Source organism: Mesorhizobium sp. BR1-1-13 (genome assembly GCF_020165515.1).
Classification (GTDB): domain Bacteria; phylum Pseudomonadota; class Alphaproteobacteria; order Rhizobiales; family Rhizobiaceae; genus Mesorhizobium.
Genome location: NZ_JAIUIH010000007.1, coordinates 38,802 through 64,267, shown reverse-complemented (window position 1 = coordinate 64,267; position 25,466 = coordinate 38,802). Strand labels below are relative to the sequence as shown.

Sequence of the window (25,466 nt, the reverse complement as noted above, 5' to 3'; positions counted from 1 at the left end):
GCAAGATGCCGGCTTGTCAATCACAAACGATCAACATCAATCATATTGCACTGCACAATGAAATTATATGATCGGAAATGATTGACACTGCGCGATTTCTAATGCCAGATGGCCATGCAGGGAGGAACCATGCACGAAAAAGAGCGCCACAGGATCATTCTGTCCGCCGTCCAGGAAAAGCCTGTGGTGACGGTGCAGGAAATGGTCGACCTGACGGAGTCTTCCGAGGCGACGATCCGGCGCGATATCGCGGCCCTGCACGTGCAAAAGCGGCTGCGCCGGGTGCGCGGCGGCGCCGAGGCAATCACGCCGCCACAGTTCATCGGCCTTGCCGGCCGGCCTTTTTCCGTCAACGAGACGCTCAATGCGGCGCAGAAGCGGGCGATAGCGCGGGAAGCGGTGGAGCTCTGCAAGGACGGCGAGCCGATCATCATCAACGGCGGCACCACCACCTTCCAGATGGTGCATTTCCTGACCGGCCGCCGCATGCCGATCTTCACCAATTCCTTCCCGATCGCCGAAAGCCTGCTCAAGCACTCCAAGAACACGGTGATGCTGTCCGGCGGCACCATCTACCGCGAGCAGAACATCATCCTGTCGCCGTTCGACAATGACGTGACGCGCAATTTCTACGCGCGCCGCATGTTCATGGGCGCGCAGGGGCTCGGGCCGCTCGGCCTGATGGAAGGCGACCCGCTGTTGATCCAGGCGGAACAGAAGCTGATCGACCAGGCCGACGAGCTGGTGGTGCTGGTCGATTCCTCGAAATTCCGCAAACGCTCCAGCCTGATCCTGTGCGGCCTCTCGCGCATCGCCACCGTCATCACCGATGACGGCATAGAGGACCGCGAGGCAAAGATGCTGGAGACAGCAGGGGTAACGCTGATCGTCGCCCGCAAGTCGGCAAAGGAAGAATCTTCGCTGCAAGCCTGAGATACCCTCACGCCCGCAGCGGCGATGGAATGCAACCGCTCAAGGGAGGAATATTCGATGAGCTTTCTGAAGAAACTGATGGTAACGGCGGCCTTTTCCGCCGCCATGTTCGTGAATGCCGCCTATGCCGAGAACGTCAAGATCGCGCTGGTGGTGAAGTCGCTCGGCAACGGCTTCTTCGACGCCGCCAACAAGGGCGCCGAAGAGGCGGCCAAGGAACTCGGCGACGTCGACATCATTTACACCGGCCCGACCAAGGCGACCGCCGAAGCGCAGATCGAAGTGGTCAATTCGCTGATTGCGCAAAAGGTCAACGCCATCGCCATCTCGGCCAATGACGCCGACGCGCTGGTGCCGGTGCTGAAGAAGGCCATGGAGCGCGGCATCACCGTCATCTCCTGGGATTCGGGCGTCGCCAAGGAAGGCCGCCAGCTTCACCTCAATCCGTCCGACACCGGCCTGATCGGCGAGACCATCATCAAGCTCGCCGCCGACTATTTGCCTGAGGGCGGCGACGTCGCCATCCTGTCGGCCTCCTCGACCGCGACCAACCAGAACGCCTGGATCGACGCGGCCAAGAAGGTGCTGCCGGAGAAATTCCCCAAGATCAAGCTCGTCGCCACCGTCTATGGCGATGACGACTCGGCCAAGAGCACCGACGAAGCCAAGGGCCTGCTGAAGTCCTATCCGAACCTCAAGGCGATCATCGCGCCGACCACCGTCGGCGTCGTTGCCGCCGCCCAGGTCGTCACCGATGAGAAGCTGATCGGCAAGGTCAACGTCACCGGTCTCGCTCTGCCGTCGGAGTTCAAGAAGTTCATCGACAACGGCGCTTCACAGGCCGTGGCTCTTTGGAACCCGATCGACCTTGGTTACTCCGCCGTCTACCTCGCCCACGATCTGGCGGTGAAGAAGGAAGAGGCCAAGCCCGGCGCGACGCTGTCGATCGGCCGCGTCGGCAAGGTCACGCTCGACGACACCAATTCGGCTGCGATGGCTCCGCCCTTCCAGTTCGACAAGACCAACATCGAGAAGTTCTCCAAGATCTACTGATCCGGAGCTTCAGGCTGACGCGGCGGGGTTCACGCCCCGCCGCAACTTCAAACGCACCTTGTTTCAGGGCTTGATACGATCATGGACACGACAGCCCAACACGGCACGGTGAAGGACGGGCCCCTGGCCTCCACGCCACGCCTGACGCTGTCCGGCATCTCGAAGAGCTTTCCCGGCGTGCGCGCGCTGCACAATGTCAGCCTGTCGCTTTATCCGGGCCAGGTGACGGCGCTGATCGGCGAGAACGGCGCCGGCAAGTCGACGCTGGTCAAGATCATGACCGGCATCTACCAGCCCGATGCGGGCACGATCAGCATAGACGGGCAGGACGTCACCCTGCCCAGCGCGCACGCCGCCTTCGGCCATGGCGTTACCGCCATCCATCAGGAAACCGTGCTGTTCGACGATCTGACGGTCGCCGAAAACATCTTTCTCGGCCACGCGCCGCGCACCCGCTTTGGCACCATCGACTGGCGCACCATGCGCAGAAATGCGCGCGAAGTGCTCGACACGATGCATGCCGGCCATATCGACGCCGACGCAAGGCTGAAGGACCTCGGCATCGCCAACAAGCATCTTGTCGCCGTGGCGCGGGCCATGTCGATCGACGCGCAGATCGTCATCATGGACGAGCCGACGGCCGCCCTTTCGATGAAGGAGATCGAAGAGCTCTTTTTGCTGATCGAGTTCCTCAAGAGCGAAGGCAAGGCGATCCTGTTCATCAGCCACAAGTTCGACGAGATCTACCGCATCGCCGACCGCTACACCGTGTTTCGCGACGGCGAGATGGTCGGCGAAGGGCTGATCAAGGATGCCGCCCAGAGCCAGATCGTGCGCATGATGGTGGGACGTGCGGTCGACCACATCTTTCCACAGCGCAAGGCCGAGATCGGCGCGCCGGTGCTGTCGGTCTCCGGCCTGTCGCACCCCACCGAATTCAACGACATCGGTTTCGAGCTGCACAAGGGCGAGATTCTCGGCTTCTACGGCCTTGTCGGCGCCGGCCGCAGCGAGGTGATGCAGGCGATTTCAGGCATCACCCGCATTTCGGGCGGCACGATCACGCTGGACGGCAAGACGATCATTCCCAGATCAGCGGCGGATTCGATCGAGGCGGGCATCGTCTACGTGCCCGAGGAACGCGGCAAGCAAGGCGTGGTGATCGGCCTGCCCATCTTCCAGAATGTTTCTCTCCCGTCGTTGGCACGCACGTCCAAATCCGGCGTGCTGCGGCTGGCGGAGGAGTTTTCGCTCGCCCGCTCCTACACCGAGCGGCTCGACCTCAGGGCCTCCTCGCTCAGCCAGGATGTCGGCACGCTGTCGGGCGGCAACCAGCAGAAGGTGGTCATCGCCAAATGGCTGGCGACCACGCCCAAGGTCATCATCCTGGACGAGCCGACCAAGGGCATCGACATCGGCTCCAAGGCCGCCGTGCACGGCTTCATGGCCGAGCTGGTGGCGCAAGGCCTGTCGGTGATCATGGTGTCTTCGGAGCTGCCCGAAATCCTCGGCATGTCCGACCGCGTCGTCGTCATGCGCGAGGGCCTCGTCGTGGCCGTCTACGACAACAAGGGACTGGACGCCGAGACGCTGGTCCGGACGGCGGCGGGGATTGCGGCATGAAGGCTTTGCTGAAATATCGCGAAATCTGGTTGCTGGCGGCCATTCTCGTGCTGATCGGGCTGATCTCGACGCGTTTTCCCGCCTTCGCCGACCCCGGCAATTTGCGCCAGGTGTTCAACGACACCTCGATCCTGATGATCCTGGCGCTCGGGCAGATGGTGGTCATCCTGACCCGTTCGATCGATCTGTCGATGGCGTCGAACCTCTGTTTCACCGGCATGGTGGTGGCGATGCTGAACGCCGCCCACCCGGCGATCCCGATCCCGCTGCTGATCGTCATCGCGCTGGTCGTCGGCCTGGTGCTCGGCGCCATCAACGGCCTTCTGGTGTGGCGGCTGAACATCCCCTCGATCGTGGTGACATTGGGTACGCTGACCATCTATCGCGGCGCCACCTTCGTCCTGTCCGGCGGCGCCTGGGTCAATGCCGACAAAATGAGCCCCGAGTTCATCGGCTTCCAACGCGCGGCCTTGCTCGGCATTCCGGTGCTGTCCTGGCTCGCCATTCTGGTCATCGCGCTGTTCTTCATCCTGATGACACGCACCGCGCTCGGCCGCTCGATCTATGCCATCGGCGTCAATCCGACGGCGTCGGTCTATGCCGGTATCGATGTCGGGCGGACGAAATTCATCGTCTTCTGCATCTCCGGCATGATCGGCGGCCTTGCCGGTTATCTCTGGATCTCACGTTACGTGATCGCCTCGGTCGAGGTCGCCAATGGCTACGAGCTCAACATCATCGCCGCCTGCGTCATCGGCGGCATCTCGATTGCCGGCGGCATCGGTTCGGTCGGGGGCGCGGTGTTGGGGGCGCTGTTTCTCGGCATCATCTCCAACGCGCTGCCGGTCATCAACATCTCGCCCTTCTGGCAGATGGCTATTTCGGGCAGCGCCATCATCCTCGCCGTCGTGCTCAATGCGCGCGGCGAACGCCAGCAGGGCCGCATCATCCTTAGAAAAGTGGAGGCGGCATGACCGACGTCCCTGCCCCGCGCCATATTCCGGACCGGCTCGACAAGCCGTTTCATTCGGCGATCTTTTCCTGGGAAGCGCTGCTGGTCGTGGTGGCACTCGCCATCTTTGCCATCAACAGCTTCGCCTCGCCCTATTTCCTCGACCCCTATTCGCTGTCGGACCTGACCTTCAACTTCACCGAGAAGGGTTTGATCGCCTTTGCGATGGCGCTGCTGATCATTTCGGGCGAGATCGACCTGTCGGTCGCCGCCATCATCGCGCTGGCCTCGACCATGATGGGCATGGCGGTGCAGGCCGGCGCCGGTACGCCGGTGCTGGTGGCGATCGGCATCGTCGTCGGGCTCGGCTGCGGCGCCTTCAACGGCCTGCTGGTCACGAGGCTTGGCCTGCCTTCGATCGTCGTCACCATCGGCACGATGAGCCTGTTTCGCGGCATCGCCTTCATCATCCTCGGCGACCAGGCCTACAAGGGTTATCCCGAGAGCTTCGCCTTCTTCGGCCAGGGTTATGTCTGGTGGGTGGTGTCGTTCGAGCTGGTGCTCTTCCTCATCGCCGCCGTCGCCTACTGGTTCGCGCTGCACCGCACGAGTTTCGGCCGGCGCGTCTTCGCCATCGGCAACAATCCGGTCGCGGCACAGTTTTCCGGCGTACGTGTCGGCCGCATCAAATTCATCCTGTTCTGCCTGACCGGACTGATGTCCGGCATCGCCTCTGTGGTGATCACCTCCCGGCTCGGTTCGACCCGGCCGTCGATCGCACAGGGCTATGAGCTGGAAGTCATCACCATGGTGGTGCTTGGCGGCGTCAGCATCCTTGGCGGCGCCGGCAGCATTGTCGGCGTCGTGCTCGCCGCCTTCATCATGGGGCTGGTGACCTTCGGGCTCGGCCTGCTCAATGTGCCCGGCATCGTCATGTCGATCTTCATCGGCCTGCTCCTGATCATCGTCATCGCGCTGCCGATCGTCTGGCGGCGGCTGCGCGGGGGACGCTGATGGCCGAAAAATACGCGTTCAAGATGATGCTCAAGCCCGGCATGAAGGCGGAATACAAGAAGCGTCACGACGAGATATGGCCATCGCTGGTCGCGCTGCTGAAGCAGGCCGGGGTTTGCGACTATTCCATCCATCTCGACGAGGAGACCAACATCCTGTTCGGCGTGCTGTGGCGGCGGGACGACCATGGCATGGCCGACCTGCCGAAGCATACGGTGATGCAGCGCTGGTGGGCAGACATGGCCGGCCTCATGGAGACCAAGCCTGACAATGAGCCGGTGGCCGTGCCCCTGGAAACCATGTTCCACATGGCATGAGTGCCCCGCGCCACATCGCTGTCATCGACATCGGCAAGACCAACGCCAAGGTGGCGCTGGTCGACCTCGCCACGCTGCGCGAGGTCGCGCTGCGCCGAATGGCGAACGCGCCGCTGCGGCAAGCTCCCTACCCGCATCACGACGTCGAGGCGCTGTGGGCCTTCATCCTCGGCAGTCTTGCCGATCTCAACCGCGAACAGACCATCGACGCCGTTTCGATCACCACGCATGGCGCGACGGGCGCTCTGGTAGAGGCCTCCGGCGAACTGGTGTTGCCAGTGCTCGACTACGAATTCGACGGCCCCGAGGAACTCGCGACCGAGTACGACGCGATCCGGCCGCCCTTCACTGAAACCGGCACGCCGCGGCTGCCGCTCGGCCTCAATCTCGGCGCGCAATTCTTCTGGCAGCAGAAGCACTTTCCGACGGAATTCGCCAGGGCAACGGCGATGTTGATGTATCCGCAATATTGGGCGCTGCGGCTGACCGGCATCGCCGCCAACGAGGTGACCTCGCTCGGCTGCCACACCGATCTGTGGAACCCGTGGAAAGCAGATTTTTCGGCAATGATCGACCGCCTCGGTTGGCGCGCGTTGATGGCGCCGGTGCGGCCGGCAAGGGACCGGCTCGGCCCGCTCCTGCCGGCGCTTGCCGAGCGCACGGGGCTCGATCCGCGGACGCCTGTGTTCTGCGGCCTACACGATTCCAACGCCTCGCTGTTGCCACATCTTCTCGCGGACGCGCCGCCTTTCAGCGTCGTCTCGACCGGCACCTGGGTGGTGTCGATGGCGGTCAGCGGTAGATCGGTGGCGCTCGACCCGGCGCGCGATACGCTGGTCAACGTCAACGCGCTGGGCGATCCCGTGCCATCGGCGCGCTTCATGGGGGGCAGGGAATTTTCCATACTGACGGAAGATCAGCCGGAGAACTGGACCGAAGACGATGTCGGTGCCGTGCTGGCAAAAAGGACGCTGCTGCTGCCGTCGATGCAGCAGGGGTCGGGACCGTTCCCGCATCATGCGGCGGCGTGGCTCAACGCCGACGGCATGAACAGCGGCCAGCGCTTTGCCGCCATCTCTTTTTATCTGGCGCTGATGACGGCGACCTGCCTCGATCTGATCGGCGCCGACGGCCCGACCATTGTCGAAGGCCCTTTCGCCCGCAACCGGCTGTTTGTCGGCATGCTGGCGGCGGCGACCGCCAGAAGCGTCGTCGCCTCCGAAGCCGCGACCGGCACCAGCATCGGCGCCGCATTGCTGGCATCGGACCAGGCAAAGGCGCATGGCAAGGGCTCGAGACAAGAACCGCCCGCCGACCCCGCCTGGACGGATTATGCAAGCACCTGGCGCGCGGCAGTCGAAAGGCGGGACTGACTACGGATCCGCTCGCCTAATTTTCATAGACCAGCCCTTGCGGATCGATTTCGGGCTTGCGGCCGGCGACGAGGTCGGCGAGGAATTTGCCCGAACCGCAGGCCATGGTCCAGCCGACATGGCCGTGGCCGGTGTCGAGATAGAGATTTCTGTAGCGGGCCCGGCCGATGACCGGCACGGAATTAGGCATCATCGGCCGCAGGCCCGCCCAGAACACAGCCTTCTTCTCGTCGAACGCGCCCGGGAAAAGATCCTTGCCGGTGCTGATGATGGTGTTGAAGTCAGCGGGCTTGAAGCTTCGGTCAAAGCCGGTGAACTCGGCCGTCGAGGACATCCGCAAGCGGTTGCCCAGCCTGGAATAGCCAATCAGCCGGTCCTCGTCGGCGCCGCCCATGGTCGGCCCCTTGCTTTCATCCTCCAGGGGAATCGTCGCGGTATAGCCTTTCACCGGATAGACCGGCAGGTCGATGCCGTAGCGGCGAGCGAGCAGGCCGCTTTCCGGGCCCATTGCGATAACAACCGCATCGCCGGCCACCGGACCTGACGAGGTGATGACGGCCCGTACCCTGTCGCCTTCGATATCGAAGCCTTCGACCGTGGTGCCGAACCGGAACTCGACACCAAGCTTCTCGGCCGCGTAGGCGGCGAGCCTGTCGACAAACAGTTTGGAATCGCCGGTCTGGTCAGTGGGCGAATAAACCCCGCCGGCTATCTTGTCCTTCACCCCGGCAAGTCCCGGCTCCAGTTCGACCAGCCGGTCGCGTCCGACGATCTCGATCGGCAAGCCATGCTCGGCAAGATAGCGATAATTGTCGGTCCCGGTGTCGAGGCTCTTCTGCGAGCGGAAGAAGTAGAGGATGCCCTTCTTGCGCTCGTCATAGTGGATGCCGGTCGCCTCCGACAGCGCATTGATGCAGTCGCGCGAATAGAGCGCGAGCCGCAACTTGATGTCGGTGTTGGCGCGCAGGCGTGCCACCGTGCACTGGCGCAGGAAGCGCAGGCTCCAGGCAAGAAAATAGGGATCGAAGCGCAGCCGCACCTTGATGCCGAGATCGTGGTTGTAGAGCCCGCGCAGGAAGGTCTTCAGCGCCGCCGGGGAAGCCCAGGCGGTGGCATCGCCGGGCGACACCAGCCCGGCATTCGACTGGCTGGTGCCCCGCGCCGGCGCCGGATGACGCTCGATGACGGTGACCTCATGGCCGTCGCCGGCCAGATAGTAGGCCGCCGCCGTGCCGACGACGCCGGCCCCGAGCACCGTTATCTTCATGTCGTCCCCCCAAAAAAGGTCGAACCGGGCAGCGCGCTTTCGCGCCCTCCGCGAACGCCTTCCATAACGCTTCCCGGAATGGCTTGCGAGCCCTTGGGAAAACCCGCTCAGCCGCGTGCGGAATTCTTCCCCGTCAGGATACGCTCCCAGGCGAGCGCGTCTGCAACGATCTGATCGAGGTCGTCGCGCTGCGGTGTCCAGCCGAGTTCCGTCCGGGCGAGATCGGAATTGGCAACCACCGCGGCGGCGTCACCGGGGCGGCGCTCGCCCGTCCTGACCTCGAAATCATGGCCGAAGGCGCGGCGCACGCTCTCGATCACCTCCAGCACCGAATAACCGTGGCTGTAGCCGCAATTGGCGACCAGGCTTGTGCCCCCGGCGCGCAGCCGCTCAAGGGCCAGGCGATGCGCCGCGGCCAGGTCGCTGACATGGATATAATCGCGCATGCAGGTGCCGTCCGGCGTCGGGTAATCGGTGCCGTACACCTGCATGAACGGCCGCTTGCCGAGCGCCGTCTCGCAGGCGACCTTGATCAGATGCGTGGCGCCCGGCGTCGACTGGCCGGTGCGCCCCCTGGGATCGGCGCCCGCGACGTTGAAATAGCGCAGCGCCGTATGGCGCAGGCCATGCGCGATGGCCGCATCGCGCAGCATCCATTCGCTCATCAGCTTGGAGAGGCCGTAGGGCGATTCCGGCGCCAGGCGGGCATCCTCGCGCACCGGTTCCAGCCCAGCGCCGCCATAGACGGCGGCGGTCGAGGAGAAGATGAAGTTCGGCACGCCCTCGCGCACCGCGGTTTCGATCAGCGTGCGCGTCTTGCAGGTGTTGTTCTCGTAGTAGCCGAGCGGATCGGCGACGGATTCGGGAACGACGATCGAGCCGGCGAAATGGATGATCGCATCGACATTGTTGTCGCGGATGATGGAGCCGACCAATTCCTTGTCGGCGACGTCGCCGACGACCAGCTTTGCCTCCGGTGCCACCGCCCATTCGAAACCGGTCGAAAGCCGGTCGAGAACGACCACGCTTTCGCCCGTATCCAGCAATTCCCAGACCATATGGCTGCCGATATAGCCGGCGCCGCCCGTCACCAAAACCGTCATTCCGCGTCCTCGCATTCAAGATCTATCGGAAACTGTCTCAACAACCGCTCTACTGGAAAGCCCGCCCCATGACCAATAAAACCCTGCGTAACCGACTTGGCCGGCATATGGCATCATGTCGAAACAAAAGCGGCCTACAGCCCGGTGTTGCCAGGAAATAGGCCATGATCCGCCCTCGTTAGGAACGTGCGGGGCGTGGCATTTTGACCAAAACGGCCCGGTGGACGGCCAATCGGGCAATGATTATGATCCAGCGCAAAACTGGGAAGCCGACATGAATTATCAGCGGTTCTTCGAGGACGCGATCGACCAGCTCCATGCGGAACGACGCTACCGCGTCTTTGCCGACCTCGAGCGCATAGCGGGCAAATTTCCGCGTGCCATCTGGCGCGCCAACGGCCGCGCTGAGGAAATCACCGTCTGGTGCTCCAACGACTATCTCGGCATGGGCCAGCACCCGGATGTCATCGCAGCGTTCCAGAACGCGGCGGGCCGGATGGGTTCGGGCGCCGGCGGCACCCGCAACATCTCCGGTACCAGCAATCCGCTGGTCGAACTCGAGCATGAGCTCGCCGACCTGCACGACAAGGAAGCCGCGCTGGTCTTCACCTCCGGTTTTGTCTCCAACGAGGCCTCGATCTCGACCATCGCGCGGCTTTTGCCCAACTGCCTGATCATTTCGGACGAGCTCAACCATGCCTCGATGATCGAAGGCGTGCGGCGCTCGGGCGCGGAAAAGAAGATTTTTCGCCACAACGATGTCGCGCATCTGGAAAGCCTGCTGCAGGCAGCGGGCCGCGAACGCGCCAAGCTGATCGTGTTCGAGAGCGTCTATTCGATGGATGGCGATATCGCGCCAATCAGAGAGATCGTCGACCTCGCCGAGCGCTATAACGCCATGACCTATATCGACGAGGTCCACGCCGTGGGCATGTACGGTCCGCGCGGCGGCGGCATCACCGAGCGGGAAGGCCTCGCCGACCGCATCGACATCATCGAGGGCACGCTGGCCAAGGCTTTCGGCACGCTGGGCGGCTACATCACCGGCACGAGCGCGGTGATCGACGCCGTGCGCTCCTACGCGCCGGGCTTCATCTTCACCACCGCGCTGCCGCCGGCCATCGCCGCCGCTGCCACCACCTCGATCCGTCATCTCAAGCGCTCGCAGGCCGAGCGTAACGCCCAGCAGCAGCAGGCGACGCGGACCAAGCAGATCCTCTCCGCCGCCGGCCTGCCGGTGATGGAATCGGCGACCCACATCGTGCCAGTGCTGGTTGGCGACCCCGAGCTTTGCAAGATGGCGAGCGACCGGCTACTTGGCGTGCACGGCATCTACATCCAGCCGATCAACTATCCGACCGTGCCGCGCGGCACGGAGCGGCTGCGCATCACGCCGACGCCGTTCCATTCGGATGCGCTGATCGCCGAGCTGCAGGACGCCCTGGTCGAGACCTGGGACGCGCTCGGCATTTCCTATGGTTCAGCAGGACGACCTTCCGTGGCCAAGACTGACCGGATCATTCCCTTGCTGGTGCCCAAGTCAGGCGGCTGAAGCCGTTTGAACTCCACTCCGGCGGCCATCTGGCGCGCCGGAGCGACTTTCAATTCGGGCTTCGTCAATCTCTCAAACAGCCGCCATCCACTTCGCAAGTCGGTGCGCCGCCTCCTCGAGCTGGTCGAGGCGGCGGTGGAAGCACAGCCTGAGGAAGGCTTCGCCGCCCGGGCCGAAGGCCGTGCCCGGCGCCAGGCCGACATTGGCCTTGTCGACGATCTCGAAGGCGGCGCTGCGCGAATCGGTAATGCCGTCGACCCTGAAGAACAGGTAGAAAGCACCTTGCGGCACGGTGAACCGAGCGCGGTCGGTGGCGCCGAGAATGCCGCAGACCAGATCGCGCGCCTTCCTAGCCCTCTCCACCTGTTCGGCGACGAAGACATCGCCTTCATCGAGCGCCGCGACCGCGCCGCGCTGCATGAACTGGGCGACACCTGAATTCGAATACTGGATCAGGTTCTCGAACACCTGCTGCAAACTCGGATGGGTTTTGATCCATCCGACGCGCCAGCCGGTCATCGCCCAGTTCTTGGAGAAGCTGTTGACGAACAGGATGCGGTCCTCTCCGGTCGCGATGTCGAGGAAGGACGGCGCGCGGCCTTGGCCATAGTGGAACAGCGAATAGATCTCGTCGGCGATGATCCAAAGGCCATTTGCCCGGGCGAGATGGAGAATGGCGCGCAAGGTCTCATGGTCGGCGGTCCAGCCGGTCGGGTTGGACGGCGTGTTGATGAACAGCGCCCTGGTCCTGGGCGTGATGGCGGCCGCGATCTTCTCGACATCGCACGACCAGCCATTGCCGGATTGATCGAGCATGACCGGCACCGGCACGGCACCGGCGATGGCGGCGGCGGCATCGAAATTCGGCCAGGCGGGCGACAGGTAGATCACCTCGTCGCCGGCACCGGCGAGCGCGTCGAGCGCAAGCTGGATCGCATGCATGCCCGAGCCGGTGACGATGAATTCGTCCTCGGCGAAGTGTTTGCCGAAATGCCTCTGGTAATAGCGGGCAAGCGCCTGCCTGAGATCGGGGATGCCCCTCTGCCAGGTGTAGAACGTCTCGCCACCGGCCAGCGCCTTCGACGCGGCATCGGTGATGAAGGCCGGTGTCGGCAGATCGCCCTCGCCGGCCCAGAGCGGGATCAAACCGTCGCGCAGCCTGCCATAGTTGACGACGGCGACGATGCCGCTTTCAGGCGCAGCCAGGGCCTCGGGACGCAGGTTCTGGATCAGGGTCATGGGCAGGTCCGTTCCAATAGGGATAGCGTGCCGGCTGTTCTACTACGGGCGAAAGCAAAAAACCCCGGCCGTGGACGACCGGGGTTTTGGTCCAGAAGAACCTGATGCCTCTATCTCCTGGCGAGCAGATCGCGGATTTCGGTCAGAAGCTGCACATCGGCAGGCGGCGGCGCGGCGGCAGGCGCGGGCTTTTCGCGTTCCAGGCGCCTGCGCAGATTGTTCACGGCCTTGACCATCAGGAAGACTATGAATGCGAGGATGACGAAGTTCAGCACGACAGTGATGAAGCTGCCATAGGCGAAAACGGCGCCCTCTTTCTTCGCGTCGGCCAGAGCGGCCGAATGGACGGTCGAGGACAACCCAAAGAAATAGTTGTTGAAGTCCAGCCCGCCGAAAATCGCGCCCACGATCGGCATGATGATGTCGTTGACAAGGGAATCGACGATCTTGCCGAAAGCCGCGCCGATGATGACGCCGACGGCCAAATCCATCACATTGCCCTTGGAAATAAATTCCTGGAATTCCTTCAGCATTCGACCCTCCTTGTCATGACCGGCCGCGCTGCCGCCTCACCACCGTTCTCCAGCGCCGGCCAAGCCCACAATAGCAAAAACCTCCGGTTGCAAAACCGGAAAAAGGGCCAAGGCACCGGTTTGTTTTTACCCGCATCATCAGACGTCCATGCGCCGAACGCCGCGATGGACTCAGCTTCCAAGCTGTGGTTGCGTGCGCGGTGAGCGGACGTCGAGCCGGCCAGGGAGGAAGCGCGAGCCGTGCAGGGCTTGTTCATCGTTGTCATCGCGATCGCTTATGTGACGCTTCTGTTCGCCATCGCCAGCCTTGGCGACCGCCGCTCGGCCAGCTCCGGGCCTGGACGGGCGCGCCCGTTCATCTACGCGCTCAGCCTGGCCATCTATTGCACCTCCTGGACCTTCTTCGGTTCTGTCGGCCTGTCTTCGGAGCGCGGCCTGGAATTCCTCGGCATCTACACCGGCCCGGTGCTGGTGTTCGTGTTCGGCTTTCCCTTGCTCAACCGCCTCGTGCGGCTGGCCAAGACAGAGAAGATCACCTCGATCGCCGACTTCCTCGGCGCGCGCTATGGCAAGAGCTTCACCGTGGCCGCGATCGCCACGCTGATCGCGACCATTGGCGCGGTGCCCTATATCGCGCTGCAGCTGAAGGCGATCTCCGGTTCCGTCAGCCTGATGGTCGAGCACTACACCGGCTCGCCGCCCTCGTTCGACCCCTTCGTCAGCGACATCTCGCTGGTGGTCGCCATGCTCCTGGCGCTGTTCGCGGTGCTGTTTGGCACACGCCATGCAGACGCCACCGAGCACCAGGACGGGCTGGTGCTTGCGGTGGCGGTCGAAACCGTGGTCAAGCTTGCCGCCTTTCTGGCGATCGGCCTGATGGTCACTTTCCTGGTCTTCGGCGGGCCCGGCGACATGTTCGGCAAGCTGGCCGAAAATGGCCAGGTGCGGCAGGCGATGGGCTATTCGACGTCGCTCGCCACCTGGCTGGTGCTGACCTGCCTGAGCGGCTTCGCCATCATCCTTCTGCCCCGGCAATTCTACGTCACCATCGTCGAGAACCGCAGCGAGGCGGAACTGCGCACCGCGACATGGGTGTTTCCGCTCTATCTGGTGGCGATTAACCTGTTCGTGCTGCCGATCGCCTTCGCCGGCCTGTCGCTGGTCGGCACGAAGACGAGCAGCGACCTATATGTGCTGTCGCTGCCCTTGTTCAGCGGTCACGATTTCCTGGCCATGGCTGCCTTCATCGGCGGCCTGTCCGCGGCAACCGCCATGGTCATCGTCGAGAGCGTGGCGCTGTCGATCATGATCTCCAACGACCTCATCATCCCGCTGTTCGTGCGGCGGCTGCTAAGGACGACGTCTTCCGAAAACGAGGACTGGTCGACGCTCATCCTCAACGTGCGGCGGGCATCGATCTTCATCATGCTTTTCATCGCGTTCCTCTACTACCGCGAGAGTACCGACAGCGCGCGGCTGTCGTCGATCGGCCTGATGTCGTTCGCGGCGATCGCGCAATTCGCGCCGGCGCTGATCGGCGGGCTGATCTGGCGCGGCGCCAATGGCAGGGGTGCGGCCCTCGGCATGGTCGCCGGCATCCTGATCTGGGGCTACACGCTGCTGTTGCCATCGCTCGTCGCGCCCGAGACCGGCATATTGGTGCACGGCCTGTTCGGCTTCGAGGCGCTGCGGCCGCAGGCGCTGTTCGGCACCGTCGCGGAGCCGTTGAACCACGGCGTGCTGTGGAGCCTGTCGATCAACGCACTGTTTTTCGTGCTGGGCTCGCTGTCGCGCGCCGCGGTGCCGCTGGAGCGCATCCAGGCGTCGATCTTCGTGCCGCGCGAGGCCGGGCCGATGCCCAGCCTGCGCCGCTTCCGCACCGCCGTCACCGTCAACGACCTGAAGGACACGATTGCGCGCTATCTCGGCGTGCAGCGGACCGAGCGGTCGTTCCAGTCCTTCGAAAAGACCACCAACGTCATCCTGCATGGCAATGAGCAGGCCAGCATGGACGTCATCCGCTTTTCCGAGCAGCTTCTGGCCAGTGCCGTCGGCTCTTCGTCGGCCCGGCTGATCCTGTCGCTGCTGTTTCGCCGCCACGACCGCGAATCCAGGGATGCCTTCCGGCTGCTCGACGACGCCACGGAAGCGTTGCAACACAATCGCGACCTGTTGCAGATCGCTCTCGACCAGATGGAACAGGGCATCACCGTCTTCGACCGGGATTTCCGGCTGATCTGCTGGAATCGCCAGTACCGCGAGCTGTTCGACCTGCCCGACGACATGGGCCAGGTCGGCGTCTCGCTCGACCAGATCCTGCGCCATCTGGCGGAGCGCGGCGATATCCCGACCGACCAGCGGGTGACGATGCTCAACCGGCTGACCAGCTTCGTCAGCCCCTGGCAGATGGAACTGAAGACCAGCGGCCGGATCCTGGAGCTGCGCTCCAACCCGATGCCGGACGGCGGCATCGTCGCCACCTATGCCGACATTTCCGGCCGCGTCGAGCAGGACCTGGCGCTGAAGCGGGCGAACGAGTCGCTGGAACAGCGGGTGAAGACCCGCACCATCGAACTGACCAGGGTCAACGAGGAGTTGACCCGGGTCAATGAGGAACTGGCACAGGCGCAGATGCTGGCCGAGGAAGCCAATCTGGGCAAGACGCGCTTCCTCGCCGCGGCCGGCCACGACATCCTGCAACCGCTCAACGCTGCCAGGCTCTACTGCTCGTCGCTGATCGAAAAGGCCGGCAAGGGCCCGGCCGGCAAGGCCGCGGTCAACATCGACTCCTCGCTGGAATCGGTCGAGACCATTCTGGGCGCCGTGCTCGACATTTCCCGCCTCGATGCCGGCGCCATGAAACCGGACGACACGGCCTTCAACCTCGACGGGCTGCTGCGCCAGATCGGCAACGATTTCCGGCCGCTTGCCGCGGAAAAGCAACTCAAGCTGACGATCATGCCCTCGTCGCTGACGGTGGTGACGGATCGCAACCTGTTGCGCCGCCTGATCCAGAACCTCGTTTCCAACGCCATCAAATACACGCGTCGCGGCCGCATCCTGGTTGGCGTGCGACGGCGTGGCGAACTGGCGGAAATCCAGGTAATCGACACTGGCATCGGCATTGCCGGCGACAAGCTGAACACGGTGTTTCGCGAATTCACCCGGCTGGACGAAGGCGCGCGCGAGGCCGAGGGTCTCGGTCTCGGCCTTTCGATCGTCGACCGCATCGCACGGGTGCTGAGGCTTGAGATCCGTATTTTCTCCAATCCGGGCAAGGGCACGCGCTTTTCCGTCATCCTGCCGGTGGCAGCCGTGGACGAACCGAAACGCGAGGTCGAAACCAGGGCGCCGGCCCGCGTGGCGGCGTCGCTGTCCGGGCTGAGCGTGCTCTGTATCGACAACGACGCCCGCATCCTTGAGGGCATGCGGCTGCTGCTCGAAGGCTGGGGCTGCGCCGTCGAGACCGTGTCCGGCACAAAGAACCTGGATATCGCGCTCCGCCGCCCGGACGTTGTCCTTGCCGACTATCACCTCGATGGCGAAACCGGCCTCGATGCCATCGTCAGGCTGCGAGCGATCCACGGCGACGACCTGCCCGCCGTGCTGGTCACCGCCGACCGCTCCAACGAGGTACGCACGGCAGCAGCCGGACTCGACATCCCGGTGATCAACAAGCCGCTCAAACCGGCCGTGCTGCGCTCGATGATGGCCAGGGTCAGGCCGCTGGCGCCGGCGGCGGAGTAGTTGTCAGATTTCATTTCATTTCGGCCCGCCGACGGCGCCCAGGCTTGGAGATAGGCGCAAAACATCTCGGCCATCGCATCATGGCGCCTATCTCTGCTGATGGGCGAGGCTTTTCCGAAAAACTGGTCGCCGGGTCGACATCCGAATAACCATCCGCCAGGCTCGGGCGCTCAGCTCACCGGCTGCAGCGGATCGCTGCCGATCTTGGACAGCAGGATCACCGCCTGGGTGCGGCTGTCGACGCCGAGCTTCTGTAGTACCGCCGAGACATGGGCCTTGATGGTCGCCTCGGAGACGCCGAGCTCGTAGGCGATCTGCTTGTTGAGAAGGCCTTCCGCCAGCATGCCGAGCACGCGGGTTTGCTGCGGCGTGAGCGCCTGCAGGCGCTTGATCAGGTCCGATATTTCGGGATCGCGCTCGACACCGAGATCGATGCCGGCAGGTGCGGCGATGTCGCCCGCAAGGACCGATCGCACGGCGTCGCGGATTTCCTCCATGCTGGCCGATTTGGAGATGAAACCGGACGCGCCGAGGTCGAGCGCGCGCCGGATGGTCGCCGGGTCGTCATGGGCGGAGACCACCACCAGCGGCGCCGCCGGATGGATGCCGCGCAGCGAGATCAGGCCGGAGAGGCCGCTTGCGCCCGGCATCGACAGGTCGAGCAGCACCAGATCGACATCCTCGTTGGCCACGAGTAGCGCCTTGGCGCTTTCGAAATCGCCGGCTTCGTGGATGGCGGCGACATTGCCAATGCCGGCAAGCGCTTCGCGCAGCGCACCGCGAAACAGCGGATGATCGTCGGCGATGACGAAAGAATAGCCTGACGGCAAATATCCCTCCCCGGATCCCCTTGATGGTCTTCTGTTTTCTTGGGACCAGTCGGGCGATTATGCGGCGCTTGCCGCTGTTTTCAAGCGGCAAAGCCGGCGCACCGGATTTTCCCCAAGAAGCCTGTCTTCAGGTCTTCTGGGCGTTGGGCTTGGCGCCGTCGCCGCTATCCTTGTCCATATCCTTGACGATGCCCATGAAGCCGCGCAGGAAGCGTTCCATGTAGCTCATCGTCTTGTTGAAATCCTCCTCGCTCGGCAATTGCGATTCGAGGCGGGCGGAGAGTGAATTCTCGAGCTTTGTGACGCGTTCGTCCATCGCCTTCATCGAGGTTTGCAGGCGGTCGATTTCGTCCTGGAAGGCAGCGCGTTCGTCGGCCGCCACCTTGCAGACGAGCTGGCCGGAGCGCTCCTCACAGATCGACATCGCGCCCGTCTGCGTGTCCATGCGGACATAGCCGTTGGCGGATTTCTCCAGACGGTAGCGGTCGGTCTCCTCGGAAAAGGCGGACGCCGCGACCAGCGAAACGAGCGCGGCGGGGATCAAGATGTGCTGCAGACGCATGTTGTCCTCCATGGCCAGGGCTGAGATATCGCATGTTTGCGCCGGAAATGGGGAAGATCCTTGGCATGGCCTTCCCCGCACGGCTGGTTCGGATTATAGCGCAACCATGTCTCAGATTATCTACAAAATAACCCCGCAAGCGCCCTGGCGCGAGGCCGAAGCGGAGGGCCGCTTCACCGGAGCGCCGATCGATGTCGCCGATGGCTTCATCCATTTCTCCACGGCGGCACAGGTCAAGGAGACGGCGGCGAAGCATTTTGCCGGCCAGGCGGGGCTTCTGCTGGCCGCCATAGACGGGGCCAGCCTGGGCGACGCGCTAAAATACGAGGCCTCGCGCGGCGGCGCGCTGTTTCCGCACCTCTACGGCGTGCTCGACCTGAAAGCCGTGCTGTGGGTCCGGCCGCTGCCGCTCGGCGCCGACGGCACCCACCAGTTCCCGGCGCTGGAGGCCGAATGAGCGTGCTCGACCGGATTGGCCAGAAGCTGCTGTTCACGTTCGACCCGGAAACCGCGCATGGCCTGTCGATCGCGGCGTTGCGCTGTGGCTTGCCGGTCGGCGCACGGACGGCGCGCGATGCGCGGCTGAAGGTCAGCCTCTGCGGCCTCGATTTCCCCAATCCGCTAGGCATGGCTGCCGGTTACGACAAGAACGCCGAGGTGCCCGATGCGCTGCTCGGCCTCGGCTTCGGCTTTGCCGAGGTCGGCACGGTGACGCCGCTGCCGCAGCCTGGCAATCCGAAGCCGCGCATCTTCCGGCTTCCGGCGGATGAAGCGGTGATCAACCGGCTCGGCTTCAATAATGAAGGCCATGCGGCCGCCGAGAAACGCCTGGTCGGCCGCAAGGGGCGCTCCGGCATCGTCGGCATCAACATCGGCGCCAACAAGGACAGCGCCGACCGTGTCGGCGACTATGAGCGCGGCGTCATCCGCTTCGCGCCTTACGCCAGCTATCTCACCGTCAATATTTCCTCGCCCAACACGCCCGGCCTGCGCACCATGCAGGCGCGCGAACAGCTTGGCGAGCTCTTGTCGCGCGTCATGGCCGCGCGCGCGGTGGCGGCAAGGCAGCCGCCTGTGTTTCTCAAGATTGCGCCGGACCTGGTCGAAGCCGAGCTGGAAGACATCGCCGCCGAGGTCACCCATAAGGCCATAGACGGCATCATCGTCTCCAACACCACCATTTCTCGCCCGGCGCTACGCTCCAGCGGCGCGGCAAGCGAGACCGGCGGGCTTTCCGGCCGGCCGCTGTTCGAGCGCTCGACCATCGTGCTGGCCCGTATGCGCAGGCTGCTGGGGCCGGACATGGCCATCATCGGCGTGGGTGGGGTCAACTCCGCCGAGGCGGCGCTCGAGAAGATCCGCGCAGGCGCCGATCTCGTCCAGCTTTACACCTGCATGATCTATGCCGGGCCGGCGCTGCCGGGGCGCATCGTCGCCGGCATGGCGCGTTTCGCCGACACGGAACGGCTCAACTCCATCAGCGACTTGCGCGACCGCCATCTCGACCAATGGGCTTCAAGGCCGCTCAACTGAACGCCGTCCGCAGCCGCAGCCGCAGGATGGCAGCCAAGCTGAGGCCACGCACCAGCAGGAAGACATGCAATGCCGCCCACAGGCCATGATTGCCGAAAGCGGGCGCCAGCGTAATCAGCGCGGCGGCGAAGGCCAGGAAAGACAAAAGCATCATGTTGCGCATGTCGCGCGACCAGGTCGCGCCGATGAAGATGCCGTCCATCTGGAAAGCCAGCACGCCGCTCAGCGCGGTGAAGGCCGCCCAGGGCAGATAGGTGTCGGCCACCGAGCGGACTTCCTGCGACGTTGTAACGACGGCAACCAGATTGACACCGGCCAGCAGAAGCACCAAGGTTGCGGCGCCCGCCAATCCGAACCCCCAGAACAAGGTCAACCGCACCGCGCGCCGGAACGGGTGCTCAGCCCGCGCACCGACGGCGCGGCCGGCGAGTTGTTCCGCGGCGGTGGCGAAACCGTCGAGGAAATAGCCTGCGACGAGAAAAAAATTCATCAGCACGGCGTTGGCGGCCAGCGTAACCGTGCCGAATTGCGCACCCTGGCGGGTGAACAGCGCAAAGGCGGCAAGCAGCGAGAACGAGCGGATCATGATATCGCGGTTGAGCGACAGCATGCGCAGGAACGCGCTCATGTCGAGCAGGCGTTGGCGTGGCACGGGCGGGCTTGCCCTGAACCGCCTGACGACGATGGCGAGGCCAAGCAGCATGACAAGGAATTCGCCGGTGACGGTTGCCCAGGCGACGCCGGCGACACCCCAGCCAAGCTCCAGGCCAAGCAGGATGCAGAGCGCGATGTTGATGCCGTTCAGCACCAGCTGCAGCACCAACCCGAGCCCGCCCTCGCCTCGGCCGAGGACATAGCCGAGAATGGCGTAGTTGATCAGCGAGAAAGGTGCCGCGAGCAATCTGATGCCGATATAGACGCCCATCGCCTCGCTGACGCGCGGCCCGGCATCCATGAACCACCGCCCGCCGGCCGCGATCAGCGGCGAAAGCGCCGCCAGCACGATGCCGGCGACGACAGCGATCAGCACGGCGCGCCAGAAGACCGCCTGTTCCTCCAGCGCGTCGTTGCGCCCGAAAGCCTGGGCGACCAGACCGGTGGTGCCGGAGCGCAGGAAATTGAAGGTGGTGAAGACGACGTCGAAGACCAGCGCGCCTGCCGCCAGGCCGCCAAGCAAGGCGGCGTCACCGAGCTGTCCGACAACAGCCGTATCGACCATGCCGAGCAGCGGCGTCGTCAGGTAGGCGAGCGTCATCGGCACGGCGATGACGAGAACCGTGCGGTTGGTGACGACAAAAGAGCTGGCATCGGCTGGGATTGCACCCTTGTCCAAAGAACTGCTGCCTTGCTGATTGCGGCTTGATCGAACAGCCGGTGTGCCCCATTTTCCGGCCACCGCGCAATCCATCCTTGCCATGGCGGCCAACCGAAATTCCGGTCTGGCGCGAGCCGCCGGATCCGGTTCATGCCCCTCCAGATCGTCCATCACCCCGACTACGACGCCGGCTTCGCCGTCAACCATCGCTTTCCGATGAGCAAATATCCGCTGCTGATGGAGGCTTTGCGCGTACGCGGACTGGCCGTGCAGGGGGCGCTCAGCATGCCGGAAGCGGCGCCGGCGCTGTGGCTGAGGCTTGCCCATGCGGCAGACTATGTCGACCAGGTCATCAGTTGTTCGGTGCCGGAAAAGATCGAACGCGAGATCGGCTTTCCGGTCGGCCCGCGCGTCTCGTCGCGCGCCCAACTCGCCACCGGCGGCACCGTACTGGCGGCCCGGCTGGCCTTGCGCCACGGCATTGCCTGCAACACAGCCGGCGGCAGCCATCATGCGCGCCGCGCGCAAGGCGCGGGCTTCTGCACCTTCAACGATGTCGCCGTCGCTTCCCTGGTGCTGCTTGCCGAAGGCGCGGCGCGGAACATACTCGTGGTCGATCTGGATGTGCATCAGGGCGACGGCACGGCGGATATCCTGGCGGCCGATCCGCGCGTGTTCACCTTCTCCATGCATGGCGAGCGCAACTATCCCGCGCGCAAGATCGCCTCCGATCTCGATGTCGCACTGCCCGACGGCACGGGCGATGGCGCCTATCTCGAAAGGCTGGCCGCCATCTTGCCGGAGCTGTCCGCCCATGCGCGCTGGGACATCGTTTTCTACAATGCCGGTGTCGACGTCCATGCCGAGGACCGGCTCGGCAGGCTGGCGCTTTCAAACGACGGGCTTCGTGCCCGCGACGCCATGGTGATCGGTCACTTCCGCTCGCGCGGCATCGCGCTATGCGGCGTCATCGGCGGCGGCTATTCGACCGACGTAGCCGCGCTCGCGGCGCGCCATGCCATTCTGTTCGAGGCGGCGGCGGACTACGCCTGACCGCTATTTCCTGTAGTTGGCGATTCTGAGCAGGATGAACGCCGGAACCACGATCGCCGCACCCAGCAGAATATAACCCAGGAAGCGGTCGATGGCATGGAAGCCCAGATTCCAGAGATCCAGGAAGAATTTGCGGATGCCGTAGAGCACGTCCATCGGCGACCAGCCGAAGGCGGTCATGACGAGGCCGACGAGGAACGACACCACCAGCAACTTCAGGAGTACCCTGAGCGGGGTGTCGCCGAGAAAGCGCGTCAATGCGGACAAGACCTGTCTCCGGCTCTGATCGCCCGATTCGGCGACAGGATCAGAAATACGCACTTGGCCGCCCCGCTTCAAGCCGGGCGGGCCGAGGCGCCGAACCTTGGCTGACAAACCCTGTGAGGGCCGGCCCGACTGTGCCGGCAGCTTTTCATGGTAGGAATTTTTTCCTTGACGGGGTGAAGGCAACTATGGTAGATATTCGGTTATGGTGCTGAGTTGCGCCAAGGGCCCGCCGCACAGGCGGGTTTTTCCATTCAAGGCTCCGTCAACAGCACGCCGTCGAAAGCTCCGAAGGAACCCGTTAACGCGGATCGTGCCTTGGTACCAAGCCGGCGACCACAGGCGCATGGCAGGCGAGCGGGCCGGCGGCGGCGGCTGATCGCGGCTGGCTTATCTGTTTTCTAACCAATTGCCGCTATTGCCATTCCTGGAGCGGGAGCCAGGCTTTGATGGAAGCGGAAAAAATCGGCGCGCGCCGCGCGGTCATGCTTTCGGTTGTCGTGCCGTGCTACAACGAGCGGGACGGCGTGGCTGAGCTTCACCGACGCGTCACCGCCGCTTGCCTGGCGCAAAACCCTTCCTACGAGATCGTGCTCGTCATCGACGGGGCGACCGACGGCACCCGCGAGGCCGTTTTCGAACTGGCGCAAAAGGACGACCATGTCGTCGCCATCGACCTTGCCCGCAACTATGGCCACCAGATCGCGCTGAGCGCGGGGCTGGAGTTCTGCCGGGGCCAGCGCATCCTCATTCTCGATGCCGATCTCCAGGATCCGCCTGAACTGCTCGGCGCGATGATGGCGAAGATGGATGAAGGCTTCGACGTCGTTTACGGTCAAAGGGTCAAGCGTGATGGCGAAGGCTGGTTCAAGCTGGCTTCCGCGTCGATGTTCTACCGGCTGCTGCGCCGGATGGTCGACGTCGAGATCGCGCCGGATACCGGTGATTTCAGGCTGATGAGCCGCCGCGCCCTCGACCATCTGAACGCCATGCCGGAGCGCTACAGGTTCATTCGCGGCATGGTGAGCTGGATCGGGCTGAGACAGGCCGCCTTCTCCTATGAACGGCAACGGCGTTTCGCCGGCGCCACCCACTATCCGCTGAAGAAGATGGTTCTTCTGGCTGTCGACGCAATGACCAGCTTTTCCATCGCGCCGTTGCGGTTCGCCTCGCTTCTGGGGATGCTTTCCGGCGTGCTGGGGATGGTCGTGCTCGGCTATACGCTGCTCGAATGGTCGCTGGGAAACGTGCTGCCGGGCTGGACCAGCCTTGCCGCGATCATGCTGATCCTGGGCAGTGTTCAGCTTCTGGTGCTCGGCATATTCGGCGAATATCTCGGCCGGATGTACATGGAGACGAAGCGGCGGCCGCTCTATTTCGTCAACGAGATCGTTTCGCGAAGCGATGTGGCCGTCGAAAACCAGGACCTGCCTGTCCACCGCCTCCAGGAAATGGTGAAGAGAGCCGCGCGTGGCTAAGGCGACGACCGACCGGCCGCAACGGGACCTCTCGACCGGAACGAACGCGAAAATGGCCGGGAGCCGCGACATGAATCAGGCCACGGCAATCGCGATGGCTGCGCCGTCGCTCGAAGACGCACAGCGCAGCAGACTATTGTTCTGTCTTTTCTGCACCTGCACCGTTGCCTACGTGCTGATGAGGCATGCCAACTCCCTCCTTCTGGATCCTGACAGCTGGTGGCAGGTGAAGGTAGGGCTGGATTTCCTGGCGAACCGGACATTTCCGACCGTCGACCCCTATTCGTATACCTTCGCCGGCCAGCCCTGGATCGCCAAGGAATGGCTGGGGCAGGTGCTTCTGGCCCTCGCCTATGGCGCCGGAGGCTGGAATGGCGTCGTCACGCTGATCATCGCCACGATCGGCCTGACAGTCTTCCTGATGGGATGGTTCCTCAGCGCATGGCTGAAGCCGGTATTGGCGGTAGTGCTGGCTTTCGTCGCGGCTTTCCTTGTCGCCCCGATCTATACGGCGCGCCCCCACGTCTTCACTTTGCCGATCATCGTCATTTGGACGGCAATGCTGTTTCGCGCGGCGCAGGAGGAAAGAGCGCCATCACCGTGGCTGCTCGCGCTCGTTGTGTTGTGGGCGAACCTGCATGCCACATTCACCTTGAGCTTCGTCATCGCCGGCTTTGCCGGTCTGTATCTCCTGTCGCGCACAGGCCTGTCGAAACCGGTTCTCCTGGCGAAATGGATCGCGTTCGGCCTGCTTTGCCCGGTGGTCAGCCTGGTCCATCCCTATGGCGTCAAGGCCATCCTGGCGACGCTTACCGTCGCCTATGGCAACGAGGCGGTGCCGCTTATCCTGGAGTGGCGGCCCTTCAACGCTCAGGAAGAGCTCATCAAGGAAGCTGTGATGCTGCTGGCGCTTTTCGGGTTGTTGGTGTCACGGCTGCGGATCGGCTGGGCCAAGGCGCTATTCATCGTCTTCACCTTGCATGCCTATCTCAGCCACCAGCGGTTCATGTATCTGTTCTTCCTGCTGGTTCCGCTGGTGATCATGGTTGAGATCGCACAGCAATATCCCGCACTTTCAGCCGCGACCTGGCTAGCGCAAAAGCGCGACGGATTGGAAAAAGTCCTCGCCAGGCATTACTACGCCATCTCAGGCGCGGTGGCCGTCCTGCTGATCGGCGCGGTCTCGGTCCTCGGCAGTGTCCAACAGATCGCGCCGAGCCCGAAGACGTCCGCCAGCGGAGCACTCGCCTTCGCTAGGGATCAGCACCTGTCCGGCAACGTGCTGAATTCCTACAATTTCGGCGGCACGCTGATCTTCCACGGGATCAAGACCTACATCGACGGCAGGACGGACCAGCTGTTCCTGGACGGGTTCACGAAAACCGACGACGCGACCGGACACAGTGACGGCAAACCACTGCTCGAGGCCCGGCTGAAGAAATACGCCATAGGCTGGGCGCTGCTGGCGGCCGGCGACGCCCGCATTCCCTTCTTCGAGCAATTGGGCTGGAAGCGGGCCTACGCGGACGAATACGCCGTGATCTACCTGCCCGGTGCCTGATCTGCGGCGCCGGCCCAAACCGGCTTCGGCCCTCCAGCATTCGCCTTGACACCGATGTTGCGGTGCAGCAAATTGCACCGGAGAGGACGAACAAAGTGGGACCGAGAACCAAGGCTTTCTCGCATCGCCGCAATGCCGCCGCATGGGCCGGTGAACCGGATGCG

The 25,466-nt window shown here is 63.8% G+C and carries 22 protein-coding genes; 14 read left to right on the top strand and 8 right to left on the bottom strand.

Features of this window, described 5'->3' with window-relative positions; genetic code table 11:
* Nucleotides 1–129 precede the first annotated feature (129 nt).
* From LB533_RS17525 to LB533_RS17495, 7 genes are all read left to right on the top strand, one after another.
* Complete coding sequence (locus LB533_RS17525; RefSeq protein ID WP_140496559.1) at nucleotides 130–933, top strand: DeoR/GlpR family DNA-binding transcription regulator; 804 nt, start codon at nucleotides 130–132, stop codon at nucleotides 931–933.
* Nucleotides 934–990: 57 nt separating this feature from the next.
* The gene (gene rhaS, locus LB533_RS17520; RefSeq protein WP_095775218.1) at nucleotides 991–1,986 is read left to right on the top strand and encodes a rhamnose ABC transporter substrate-binding protein; all 996 of its coding nucleotides are present in this window, start codon (nucleotides 991–993) and stop codon (nucleotides 1,984–1,986) included.
* A gap of 81 nt (nucleotides 1,987–2,067) precedes the next feature.
* Complete coding sequence (locus LB533_RS17515) at nucleotides 2,068–3,609, top strand: sugar ABC transporter ATP-binding protein (protein WP_224677820.1); 1,542 nt, start codon at nucleotides 2,068–2,070, stop codon at nucleotides 3,607–3,609.
* Nucleotides 3,606–4,583, top strand: a complete 978-nt coding sequence (locus tag LB533_RS17510; RefSeq protein ID WP_224677819.1) for an ABC transporter permease — start codon at nucleotides 3,606–3,608, stop codon at nucleotides 4,581–4,583. The genes LB533_RS17515 and LB533_RS17510 overlap by 4 nt, the downstream gene beginning before the upstream one ends.
* Nucleotides 4,580–5,575, top strand: coding sequence for an ABC transporter permease (locus tag LB533_RS17505; protein WP_224677818.1), 996 nt, complete (start codon nucleotides 4,580–4,582; stop codon nucleotides 5,573–5,575). Before LB533_RS17510 ends, LB533_RS17505 begins: the two co-directional genes overlap by 4 nt.
* A complete protein-coding gene (gene rhaM / locus LB533_RS17500) occupies nucleotides 5,575–5,892 on the top strand; it encodes an L-rhamnose mutarotase (RefSeq protein WP_224677817.1) in 318 nt (105 codons plus the stop codon). The genes LB533_RS17505 and rhaM overlap by 1 nt, the downstream gene beginning before the upstream one ends.
* Nucleotides 5,889–7,265: an FGGY-family carbohydrate kinase gene (locus LB533_RS17495; RefSeq protein ID WP_224677816.1), complete on the top strand. Its 1,377-nt coding sequence runs from the start codon at nucleotides 5,889–5,891 to the stop codon at nucleotides 7,263–7,265. Before rhaM ends, LB533_RS17495 begins: the two co-directional genes overlap by 4 nt.
* A 16-nt stretch (nucleotides 7,266–7,281) precedes the next feature.
* Here the strand turns inward: LB533_RS17495 and LB533_RS17490 are convergent, their stop codons facing one another.
* The gene (locus tag LB533_RS17490; protein WP_224677815.1) at nucleotides 7,282–8,532 is read right to left on the bottom strand and encodes a D-amino acid dehydrogenase; all 1,251 of its coding nucleotides are present in this window, start codon (nucleotides 8,530–8,532) and stop codon (nucleotides 7,282–7,284) included.
* A gap of 107 nt (nucleotides 8,533–8,639) precedes the next feature.
* Nucleotides 8,640–9,635 (bottom strand): UDP-glucose 4-epimerase GalE, encoded by a 996-nt coding sequence (galE, locus tag LB533_RS17485; protein ID WP_224677814.1) that lies wholly within the window; start codon nucleotides 9,633–9,635, stop codon nucleotides 8,640–8,642.
* 274 nt (nucleotides 9,636–9,909) lie between these two features.
* On the opposite strand from galE, the gene hemA reads away from it, so the two are divergent.
* Complete coding sequence (hemA, locus tag LB533_RS17480) at nucleotides 9,910–11,187, top strand: 5-aminolevulinate synthase (protein ID WP_224677813.1); 1,278 nt, start codon at nucleotides 9,910–9,912, stop codon at nucleotides 11,185–11,187.
* Between the two features lie 72 nt (nucleotides 11,188–11,259).
* On the opposite strand, the gene LB533_RS17475 is transcribed toward hemA, so the two are convergent.
* Together LB533_RS17475 and mscL are read right to left on the bottom strand one after the other, a co-directional pair.
* Nucleotides 11,260–12,426 (bottom strand): pyridoxal phosphate-dependent aminotransferase, encoded by a 1,167-nt coding sequence (locus LB533_RS17475; protein ID WP_224677812.1) that lies wholly within the window; start codon nucleotides 12,424–12,426, stop codon nucleotides 11,260–11,262.
* A 110-nt stretch (nucleotides 12,427–12,536) separates the two neighbouring features.
* Complete coding sequence (gene mscL / locus LB533_RS17470) at nucleotides 12,537–12,959, bottom strand: large conductance mechanosensitive channel protein MscL (RefSeq protein WP_140639899.1); 423 nt, start codon at nucleotides 12,957–12,959, stop codon at nucleotides 12,537–12,539.
* Between the two features lie 240 nt (nucleotides 12,960–13,199).
* Between mscL and LB533_RS17465 the strand changes: the two genes are divergently transcribed.
* Nucleotides 13,200–16,706, top strand: a complete 3,507-nt coding sequence (locus LB533_RS17465; RefSeq protein WP_140639900.1) for a PAS domain-containing hybrid sensor histidine kinase/response regulator — start codon at nucleotides 13,200–13,202, stop codon at nucleotides 16,704–16,706.
* Nucleotides 16,707–16,876: 170 nt separating this feature from the next.
* On the opposite strand, the gene LB533_RS17460 is transcribed toward LB533_RS17465, so the two are convergent.
* Nucleotides 16,877–17,536: a response regulator transcription factor gene (locus LB533_RS17460; RefSeq protein ID WP_140639901.1), complete on the bottom strand. Its 660-nt coding sequence runs from the start codon at nucleotides 17,534–17,536 to the stop codon at nucleotides 16,877–16,879.
* Nucleotides 17,537–17,663: 127 nt separating this feature from the next.
* On the bottom strand, nucleotides 17,664–18,098 hold the full coding sequence (locus tag LB533_RS17455) for a hypothetical protein (protein ID WP_140639902.1): 435 nt from the start codon (nucleotides 18,096–18,098) through the stop codon (nucleotides 17,664–17,666).
* Nucleotides 18,099–18,204: 106 nt separating this feature from the next.
* On the opposite strand from LB533_RS17455, the gene LB533_RS17450 reads away from it, so the two are divergent.
* Nucleotides 18,205–18,555, top strand: a complete 351-nt coding sequence (locus LB533_RS17450) for a DUF952 domain-containing protein (RefSeq protein ID WP_224677811.1) — start codon at nucleotides 18,205–18,207, stop codon at nucleotides 18,553–18,555.
* Nucleotides 18,552–19,631, top strand: coding sequence for a quinone-dependent dihydroorotate dehydrogenase (locus LB533_RS17445; protein ID WP_140639904.1), 1,080 nt, complete (start codon nucleotides 18,552–18,554; stop codon nucleotides 19,629–19,631). Before LB533_RS17450 ends, LB533_RS17445 begins: the two co-directional genes overlap by 4 nt.
* Here the strand turns inward: LB533_RS17445 and LB533_RS17440 are convergent.
* A complete protein-coding gene (locus tag LB533_RS17440) occupies nucleotides 19,624–20,964 on the bottom strand; it encodes an MATE family efflux transporter (RefSeq protein ID WP_140639905.1) in 1,341 nt (446 codons plus the stop codon). The two genes, LB533_RS17445 and LB533_RS17440, sit on opposite strands and share 8 nt — an antisense overlap.
* A 132-nt stretch (nucleotides 20,965–21,096) precedes the next feature.
* Between LB533_RS17440 and LB533_RS17435 the strand changes: the two genes are divergently transcribed.
* Complete coding sequence (locus LB533_RS17435) at nucleotides 21,097–21,999, top strand: histone deacetylase (protein ID WP_140639906.1); 903 nt, start codon at nucleotides 21,097–21,099, stop codon at nucleotides 21,997–21,999.
* Between the two features lie 3 nt (nucleotides 22,000–22,002).
* Here the strand turns inward: LB533_RS17435 and LB533_RS17430 are convergent, their stop codons facing one another.
* Entirely contained in the window at nucleotides 22,003–22,266 is a 264-nt protein-coding gene (locus tag LB533_RS17430) for a DUF6460 domain-containing protein (protein ID WP_140496599.1), read from the bottom strand.
* Between the two features lie 446 nt (nucleotides 22,267–22,712).
* Here LB533_RS17430 and LB533_RS17425 point away from each other — a divergent pair, with 446 nt between their 5' ends.
* On the top strand, nucleotides 22,713–23,741 hold the full coding sequence (locus tag LB533_RS17425; RefSeq protein WP_140639907.1) for a glycosyltransferase family 2 protein: 1,029 nt from the start codon (nucleotides 22,713–22,715) through the stop codon (nucleotides 23,739–23,741).
* A gap of 70 nt (nucleotides 23,742–23,811) precedes the next feature.
* Nucleotides 23,812–25,302, top strand: a complete 1,491-nt coding sequence (locus tag LB533_RS17420) for a hypothetical protein (RefSeq protein ID WP_140639908.1) — start codon at nucleotides 23,812–23,814, stop codon at nucleotides 25,300–25,302.
* Nucleotides 25,303–25,466: the final 164 nt, after the last annotated feature.

What these genes read in the sequence shown, in the direction of transcription:
- rhaS (WP_095775218.1), top strand. Translation starts at nt 991, where the DNA reads ATGAGCTTTCTGAAGAAACTGATGGTAACGGCGGCCTTTTCCGCCGCC.
- LB533_RS17505 (WP_224677818.1), top strand. Translation starts at nt 4,580, where the DNA reads ATGACCGACGTCCCTGCCCCGCGCCATATTCCGGACCGGCTCGACAAG.
- LB533_RS17425 (WP_140639907.1), top strand. Translation starts at nt 22,713, where the DNA reads ATGGAAGCGGAAAAAATCGGCGCGCGCCGCGCGGTCATGCTTTCGGTT.
- LB533_RS17420 (WP_140639908.1), top strand. Translation starts at nt 23,812, where the DNA reads ATGAATCAGGCCACGGCAATCGCGATGGCTGCGCCGTCGCTCGAAGAC.
- LB533_RS17455 (WP_140639902.1), bottom strand. Translation starts at nt 18,098, where the DNA reads ATGCGTCTGCAGCACATCTTGATCCCCGCCGCGCTCGTTTCGCTGGTC.
- LB533_RS17515 (WP_224677820.1), top strand. Translation starts at nt 2,068, where the DNA reads ATGGACACGACAGCCCAACACGGCACGGTGAAGGACGGGCCCCTGGCC.
- rhaM (WP_224677817.1), top strand. Translation starts at nt 5,575, where the DNA reads ATGGCCGAAAAATACGCGTTCAAGATGATGCTCAAGCCCGGCATGAAG.
- hemA (WP_224677813.1), top strand. Translation starts at nt 9,910, where the DNA reads ATGAATTATCAGCGGTTCTTCGAGGACGCGATCGACCAGCTCCATGCG.
- LB533_RS17490 (WP_224677815.1), bottom strand. Translation starts at nt 8,532, where the DNA reads ATGAAGATAACGGTGCTCGGGGCCGGCGTCGTCGGCACGGCGGCGGCC.
- mscL (WP_140639899.1), bottom strand. Translation starts at nt 12,959, where the DNA reads ATGCTGAAGGAATTCCAGGAATTTATTTCCAAGGGCAATGTGATGGAT.
- LB533_RS17450 (WP_224677811.1), top strand. Translation starts at nt 18,205, where the DNA reads ATGTCTCAGATTATCTACAAAATAACCCCGCAAGCGCCCTGGCGCGAG.
- LB533_RS17435 (WP_140639906.1), top strand. Translation starts at nt 21,097, where the DNA reads ATGCCCCTCCAGATCGTCCATCACCCCGACTACGACGCCGGCTTCGCC.
- LB533_RS17475 (WP_224677812.1), bottom strand. Translation starts at nt 12,426, where the DNA reads ATGACCCTGATCCAGAACCTGCGTCCCGAGGCCCTGGCTGCGCCTGAA.
- galE (WP_224677814.1), bottom strand. Translation starts at nt 9,635, where the DNA reads ATGACGGTTTTGGTGACGGGCGGCGCCGGCTATATCGGCAGCCATATG.
- LB533_RS17510 (WP_224677819.1), top strand. Translation starts at nt 3,606, where the DNA reads ATGAAGGCTTTGCTGAAATATCGCGAAATCTGGTTGCTGGCGGCCATT.
- LB533_RS17495 (WP_224677816.1), top strand. Translation starts at nt 5,889, where the DNA reads ATGAGTGCCCCGCGCCACATCGCTGTCATCGACATCGGCAAGACCAAC.
- LB533_RS17525 (WP_140496559.1), top strand. Translation starts at nt 130, where the DNA reads ATGCACGAAAAAGAGCGCCACAGGATCATTCTGTCCGCCGTCCAGGAA.
- LB533_RS17445 (WP_140639904.1), top strand. Translation starts at nt 18,552, where the DNA reads ATGAGCGTGCTCGACCGGATTGGCCAGAAGCTGCTGTTCACGTTCGAC.